General features: G+C 61.2%; 10 protein-coding genes. 8 read left to right on the top strand and 2 right to left on the bottom strand.

Annotation, left to right across the window (positions count from 1 at the left end; genetic code table 11):
* The 7 genes from BLS51_RS29790 to BLS51_RS21660 form a co-directional block, all read left to right on the top strand.
* A partial coding sequence (locus tag BLS51_RS29790; protein ID WP_175472649.1) for a hypothetical protein occupies positions 1-705 on the top strand: 705 nt, incomplete at its 5' end.
* Between the two features lie 8 nt (positions 706-713).
* Positions 714-1,364, top strand: coding sequence for a hypothetical protein (locus BLS51_RS21685; protein WP_090188417.1), 651 nt, complete (start codon positions 714-716; stop codon positions 1,362-1,364).
* Between the two features lie 30 nt (positions 1,365-1,394).
* Entirely contained in the window at positions 1,395-1,736 is a 342-nt protein-coding gene (locus BLS51_RS21680) for a hypothetical protein (protein WP_139168758.1), read from the top strand.
* The gene (locus tag BLS51_RS21675) at positions 1,733-1,972 is read left to right on the top strand and encodes a DUF7940 domain-containing protein (RefSeq protein WP_090188410.1); all 240 of its coding nucleotides are present in this window, start codon (positions 1,733-1,735) and stop codon (positions 1,970-1,972) included. Before BLS51_RS21680 ends, BLS51_RS21675 begins: the two co-directional genes overlap by 4 nt.
* Positions 1,956-2,438, top strand: coding sequence for a lysozyme (locus BLS51_RS21670; protein ID WP_090188406.1), 483 nt, complete (start codon positions 1,956-1,958; stop codon positions 2,436-2,438). The genes BLS51_RS21675 and BLS51_RS21670 overlap by 17 nt, the downstream gene beginning before the upstream one ends.
* Positions 2,435-2,833: a hypothetical protein gene (locus tag BLS51_RS21665; RefSeq protein ID WP_090285810.1), complete on the top strand. Its 399-nt coding sequence runs from the start codon at positions 2,435-2,437 to the stop codon at positions 2,831-2,833. The genes BLS51_RS21670 and BLS51_RS21665 overlap by 4 nt, the downstream gene beginning before the upstream one ends.
* Complete coding sequence (locus BLS51_RS21660) at positions 2,830-3,120, top strand: hypothetical protein (protein ID WP_090188398.1); 291 nt, start codon at positions 2,830-2,832, stop codon at positions 3,118-3,120. Before BLS51_RS21665 ends, BLS51_RS21660 begins: the two co-directional genes overlap by 4 nt.
* A gap of 6 nt (positions 3,121-3,126) precedes the next feature.
* Here BLS51_RS21660 and BLS51_RS21655 read toward each other — a convergent pair whose 3' ends face one another.
* Both BLS51_RS21655 and BLS51_RS21645 read right to left on the bottom strand, forming a co-directional pair.
* Positions 3,127-3,696, bottom strand: coding sequence for a hypothetical protein (locus BLS51_RS21655; RefSeq protein WP_139168757.1), 570 nt, complete (start codon positions 3,694-3,696; stop codon positions 3,127-3,129).
* 243 nt (positions 3,697-3,939) lie between these two features.
* Entirely contained in the window at positions 3,940-4,641 is a 702-nt protein-coding gene (locus BLS51_RS21645; protein WP_090188386.1) for an SOS response-associated peptidase, read from the bottom strand.
* A gap of 630 nt (positions 4,642-5,271) precedes the next feature.
* Between BLS51_RS21645 and BLS51_RS21635 the strand changes: the two genes are divergently transcribed.
* Positions 5,272-6,873 carry an ABC-F family ATPase gene (locus BLS51_RS21635; protein ID WP_090188377.1) on the top strand — a complete coding sequence of 534 codons (1,602 nt, stop codon included), beginning with the start codon at positions 5,272-5,274 and terminating at the stop codon, positions 6,871-6,873.
* Positions 6,874-6,877 lie beyond the last annotated feature (4 nt).

Genomic DNA, 6,877 nt, shown 5'->3' with positions numbered 1-6,877 from the left:
GCGCTGCGGACCTCGCTGCCGACGAACAATACCCAGGGCCAGCCGGCCCGCGCCATCGTGATGCTGGGCGGCGCCACGCCGAACGGCTATGTCGTGGCTGAAGTGACCGACAACGTCGACGGCGCGACGTGCCGGTATCAGCTGGTGAACTGCAACTCCACGCCGGTGGCCGTCGGCACACAGCTCTCGTACGCTGGCCAGCCGGCCACCAATGTCCCGAACCTATTGGTTCCAATGGGAGCAATGAAGGCGGTCGCGATCGACGTCGGTGGCGGTTCAACGAAGGCGCGAGCGTCGCTACTCAACACGAACTCAGCCACGGCGCCGACGACGCTGCTCAAAGGTGCCGAGGTGGTGCTGCCGCCACCACCGGGCAAGACCGCTTCCGATGTCGTGGCCATGGTGCTCGTTCCTTACCTGGCCGGCAATGCCTGGTTCGGTGAAGGGAAGGCCGTAATCATCACGCGCTGGTTCCTGACGGACGGCACGAACGTCGAACTGCCGATCCTGCTGTCGTCCAGTTCCACCAGCAGCATCACCGCCACGGTGCTGACCACCGATAACCGGGGCAAGAACATCAACGCCGTCATCGGCGGCGTCATTCTTGGTTCGAAGTTTGTCGTCTCGGCGCCGGGCGGCAAGGCCGTCGTGTTCGTCAAGCGCGCACGCGACAACCAGCATGAACAGTTTGTCTACCAGCTCTGAAAGAACACATGAAACTAATCAATCTGACAACGAAGGCCACGTGCAGCCTGGCCGAGTTCATCACCGCCCACGCGCCGACGATCTTCCCGACGGATGCCGCCCTGATCGACTTCTCCGAATGGGACCACGCCGTGCTGGTGGACGATCCGCAGCCAGCGATCAACGACTTGCGCGAGAACGTGGTGCTGGGCGAGATCATCGAGCGGGACGGCTGCTGGTGCCAGACCTACCAAGTTGCCGCGCTGCCGGCGGAAGCCGTGGCCGCCAACCTGGTCGCCGAGCAGGATCGCATCGCCGAGGTGAAGCGGCAGCTGGTCAGCCAGATCGATGATGCCATCGCCGCCATCTACGCGCGCTGGCAGCGCTTCGAGTCGGAGTACGTACTGCGCGAGGCCGCTGCGCGCGCCTATGTCGACGGCGGCTACCATGGTGATCCCGGCGTATGGGTGACGGCGTACGCCACCGGCGCCGGCATCGCGCTGGACGTCGCGGCGGACCGCATCCTGCAGCAGGCCGACACCCGGCGCGACGCGCTGGAGCAACTGGCCGCCCTGCGAATGTCGAAGTATTCGATCGAGGCGGCCGTCGACGTTGCGGCTGCAGCCGCAGCCCACGACCTCATCGCGCAGCGCGCAGCCGAAATTGGCGCCGCCGCCTGATCCCATCACCTCACCAAACGAAAGGCACACATGCCAGCAGATGAAGCAACGGAAGTGCAGCGCCACGAGGACATGCAGCGCCGTCTTGCCGAGGTTGAGAGGCGACTCGACAAGATGGCCAGCGACGTGCACGCCATGAAGGGCAACATGGCCGGCAACACCGCGCTGACGCAGGAGACGCTGGCCGGCGTGGACGCGATCAAGCAGGCGATCGCGCAGCTGGATATCCCGTCGCTGCGCGAAATGGCCGAGGCCATGAATTCGATGAAGGGCGGCGTGAAGGTTCTGGGCTGGCTGGAGCGTCCTGCGAAGTGGGTCGCCGCCATCGCCGGCGCCGTGGCGGCGCTCTACGCACTCTGGAAACTGAAATGAAAATCCAACTGATCGACGACTGGCGCGCGGTGCTGCGCAAAGCCTGGTCCCTGAAATTTAGCCTGTTGGCCGCAGTGCTGAGCGCTGCTGAGCTGGCGGTGCAATTCATGCAGCCGGAGAGCGTCCCGCGCGGTGTGTTCGCCGCCATCGCCGGCGGCGTCTCGCTGCTCGCAGGGCTGGCGCGCCTAGTCGCGCAAACCGAACTTTCTGGAGGTAACAATGGCAACAACACCTAAACAGCGTGCCGCTGCGGCGGCTGCTTTGGCGACCGCGATCGCGGTGCCGGCGGAAGGCTTGCGCCAGTTTGCGTACTACGACCCACCGGGCATCCTGACGGTGTGCTACGGCCACACCGGCGCCGATGTCGTGAAGGGGCGGCAGTACAGCCTCGCCGAGTGCAAGTCGCTGCTAACGGTCGATATGCAGCGCGCGGTCGACCAAGTCGAGGCCTGCCAGCCCGGCCTGCCGGTGCCGGTGCTGGCTGCCTTTGCCGACGCCGCCTACAACCTCGGTCCGACGGTGGCGTGCAGCCGGCCGAATTCTAATGCGGCGCGCATGCTGTACGCGGGCGATCTCGTCGGCGCGTGCAATCAGCTGCCACGCTGGAACAAGGCTCGCCTGGCGGGCGTGCTGATCGAGTTGCCGGGCCTGACGAAGCGTCGCGCCGCCGAGCGCGAACTCTGCCTGACAGGTGCCGCATGAGCGCGCTTGGTGCTGCTACAGGCGGCGTGCTGGGTGGTCAGCTGTGGAAAGTGTCTACCTTCGCGCTGCTAGGCCTGCTGCTGGCCGGCGGCGGCGCCAGCGGCGCGCTGTGGTGGTCGGCGGCTGCCGCGCGCGACAAGGCGCTTGATGACCTGACGGCGGCGCAGGCCATCACAGCGGAGCTGCGCGCCGGCGTTGATGTGCAGAATCGGGCCATCACGCAGTGGTACGAACAGGCCAAGGCCGCCGAGGCGCGCGGCACCGCCGCCCGGCAGGCGGCTGAGGCCAACGGCCTGCGCTACGACCAGGCGCTGCAGCAACTGGCCGGCGCGCGCGCCACCACCTGCGACGAGGCGATGCCCTATGTGAACAAAATGCTGGAGGGCGTTCGATGAAACCACAAAACGCACCACAAATTATTCCGAAATTTATTCCCGTGATCACGGGATTCCTGCTGGCCGGCTGCGCCAGCATGCCGGTGCCGATCACGCAGCGCGTCGACGTGCCGGTGCCTGTACCCTGCGTGAAGGCTGCCGATGTGCCGAAGCGGCCCGACTACGCGGCGGAAAAGCTGACGCCCACAGCGTCGGATGGTGAGAAGGTCCTGGCGCTGGCCAGCGACTGGCCGCGCGGGCGGAAGTATGAGGCGCAGCTTGAAGCAGTGATTGCCGGTTGTCGTTGAAATACCCTAACTGAGGGGCTCGCCTGAACTGGGCGACCCGGCCCTCCGCTTTTCCATAATATGCCTTGCCGCATAGCCGACCGCATCTTGAACTTCCGTAATCGCACCATGCGACATCAGCTTGGGTGTATCTATCTCATATGCGTAGCGCCAGTCGACGAATGGAGCTGGTCCAATGTGCTTTAAGGCGTCGAGAAACTGCGTTTTTCGCACATCTAATCCTACCGATATCGGAACGTGCGACGGGTTGCGAAACATGCTAACTATAAGGTCTTGATGCTCCGGCTTTATTCGCTCCCAGAGATTTTGCAGAGGGTGCCCGTTTCTCTTCACTTGTGGCGCTGTGGGATTCTCTGCGTTACTGAGTGTCAGAAAAAACTTTAGAAATAATTCAATCGCGAAACTGGAGCACACCATCGCTGGGAATGCGAACTCCAACCGATTCGTTTCAGCGGCACGGTTGTTGAGCAGCTCACCCGATTGCGCGTAGGCTGAGGCGATGGCATATATTGATGAGAAATCATGTGATCCGCCGGGGACGACCACTAGAAAAGGAATTGCTGGTCCTGTGCTCATTTTGATTCCCTATTTATATTTCCGACTAAGGTTGGGACTGCACAATTTCCAGTTGCCCAGGCCTGAACACCTCAGTCTGCGGCTCGCCATCGATGGTCCATTCGCAGAGAATCCCATTCGAGACTCCCTCCCATAGGTGCTCTTCACCTAAGGCGGAGCACGTCACCCACATGACCTGGCCGTCCGGTTTTCCCTTCATCCGCACGAGGCTGCCCTCTGGCGGCCGGTCGTTTAATTCGTCGCTCATAGCAATCCCATCTGTGTATCTGGCGCCGGCGCGGCCGGCTCCGATTTCTTGGTGCGCGGCGGCACCGGGAATTCCCACGACCGCATCAGTTCGGCGGGGTAGTGCCGCAGGAAGCTGCGAGCGTATTCCGGATCGGTGCAGGCGAGCCAGTCATCCCATTCCGCCTGCGGCACAATCACCAGCGCGCGCTTTTCATCGCCGGGCTTGTGGAAGCGTCGCATCAGCGGGTGTTCGTCGGCGTTGATGGTCAGCTGCGTGAAGCTATGCTCCGGACCGCTCTCACTATCCCATTCGCGCCACAGGCCGCCGACGGCGAACATCGACTGATCGGACATGCCGATGCCCCAGCGCACCGGCTTGCCGCTTTCGTAGTTTGGTTCGTAGAAGGCCGTCATCGGCACCAGGCACAGCTGTGACTTCTTCCAGGCGCCGGAGAACGAGCGCAGCTGGCCAACCGTTTCGGCGCGGGCATTCATCGTGTCGAACGGGCGCACGCCGGCCGGGATTCGTTTGCGCGGCACGATGCCGTAGCTGGCTAGCAGACCCTCGCGCTGTCCGCCGGCACCGCGCCGCACTATGGGGGCGCCGTAGTCCTTCCATGTTTCAGTTTTCCAGAAGCCCGTCTCGTGCAGGTCGATTATGACGCCCATGACAGCTTCAAGCATTTCAGGATCCGGCGGGCGGAAGTTGACGCACATAGCTGACTCCGAGTATTGATAAGCAAATAATAGCGCGTTCTGCTTGCTTTGATTATACTGTATGCATGTACAGTAAAATTGTTCAGCGACGTTGGCTCGGTATTCGGCGGCCGGATCGGGAGTTCATAAACGATCCAGGCGTCTACGGCGAGATCACCATGGTTCATGGTGACGGGCACGTGCGCCTAATCGCGAAGATGCACGGAAACACCAGTGTTGATTCCCAAATCCTAACGCCTCTTTGGGACCCCGTTTGCACGGGGAAGGGCTCCTACAGTGAGGCGTGGCGAGGCTATCAGCGGGCGAAGTTGCCGCACGGATTAGGCTATGCCACTGTCATCCAGGAATGGTATGTGGAGCATTTGGATATGCGACCTCCAACCGAGCCTGGACCTTTGGCTCGATTTTATAATCCTCACAAGGTTCTGGGTGGTGAGGAAGACAAGTGAATAGAATTGAAGCGAGCTTGCAGCGGCAGGCTCGTTGGAAGCAAGTCCGCTACTTGTCGTTTAAAATACAGCTGTAAGTCATTGATTTTTACGGTGCTATACAGTGGTTCATAGTGGGTGCTGTATAATACTGCGTTTCCGCCTAACGGCATGATTTAATTCAGAAAAGTCCAAGTCTATAATGCTATCTACAGCAAACATCACGATGCAATTCGGCGCCAAGCCGCTGTTTGAAAACATCTCCGTCAAATTCGGCGATGGCAACCGTTACGGCCTGATCGGCGCGAATGGCTGCGGCAAGTCCACGTTCATGAAAATCCTTGGCGGCGACCTGGAGCCGTCGGGCGGCAACGTGATGCTGGATGTGAACGAGCGCCTGGGTAAGCTGCGCCAGGATCAGTTCGCCTACGAAGAGATGCGCGTGCTGGACGTTGTCATGATGGGCCACACCGAGATGTGGGCCGCAATCTCGGAGCGCGATGCGATCTACGCCAATCCGGAAGCCACCGACGACGACTACATGCGCGCCGCCGACCTGGAAGGCAAGGTGTCCGAATACGACGGCTACACCGCTGAATCGCGTGCCGGCGAACTGCTGCTGGGCGTGGGCATCTCGATCGATCTGCACCAGGGCCTGATGAGCGCCGTGTCGCCCGGCTGGAAGCTGCGCGTGCTGCTGGCGCAGGCGCTGTTCTCGAATCCAGACATCCTGCTGCTCGACGAACCAACCAATAACCTGGACATCAACACCATCCGCTGGCTGGAAGATGTGCTCAACGAGCGCAACTCCACCATGATCATCATCTCCCACGATCGCCACTTCCTGAACCAGGTGTGCACCCACGTGGCCGATATGGACTACGGCACGCTGAAGATCTATCCAGGCAATTACGACGACTACATGCTGGCTTCGACCCAGGCACGTAATCAGCAGCTGGCCAACAACGCCAAGGCGAAAGAGAAAGTCGCCGAGCTGCAGGACTTCGTGCGCCGCTTCTCGGCCAACAAGTCCAAGGCCCGCCAGGCGACTTCGCGCGCCAAGATGATCGACAAGATCAAGGTCGAGGACATCAAGCCATCGTCGCGCGCCTATCCGTTCGTGCGCTTTGAGGGCGAGAAGAAGCTGCACCGCCTGGCGGTGGAGACCGAGGGCCTGAGCAAAAAATACGACCGCACGCTGTTCAACAACTTCAGCATCATGGTGGAAGCAGGTGAGCGTATTGCGATCATCGGCGCCAATGGCGCCGGTAAGACCACGCTGCTGCGCTGCATCGGCGGCGCCGACATCACTGGCCTGAACGCCGATCACGGCACCGTCAAGTGGGCGGAAAACGCCAACGTCGGTTACATGCCGCAGGACCCGACCGAAGATTTCGCCAAAGAGATCACGCTGACCGACTGGATGGGCAAGTGGACCAAGGAAGGTGACGACGATCAGGCCGTGCGCTCGATCCTGGGCCGCCTGCTGTTCGGCGGCGACGAGGTGAAGAAGTCGGTGACCGTGCTGTCCGGTGGTGAAAAAGGCCGCATGATGTACGGTAAGCTGATGCTGGGCCGTCACAACGTGCTGCTGCTGGACGAACCGACCAACCACATGGACATGGAATCGATCGAGTCGCTGAACATCGCGCTGGATAAATATGCCGGCACGCTGGTCTTCGTTTCGCACGACCGTGAATTCGTGTCGTCGCTGGCGAACCGCATCATCGAGATCAAAGAGAATGAAGTCGTCGATTTCCGTGGCGGCTATGAAGACTACCTGACCAGCCAAGGCATCGATTAAACGA

The sequence above is a fragment of the Duganella sp. OV510 genome (assembly GCF_900100205.1).
In the GTDB taxonomy this organism is placed as follows: Bacteria; Pseudomonadota; Gammaproteobacteria; order Burkholderiales; family Burkholderiaceae_D; genus Rugamonas.
The sequence above is the reverse complement of the archived record's forward strand: the minus strand, read 5'-3'. Positions and strand labels throughout refer to the sequence as shown.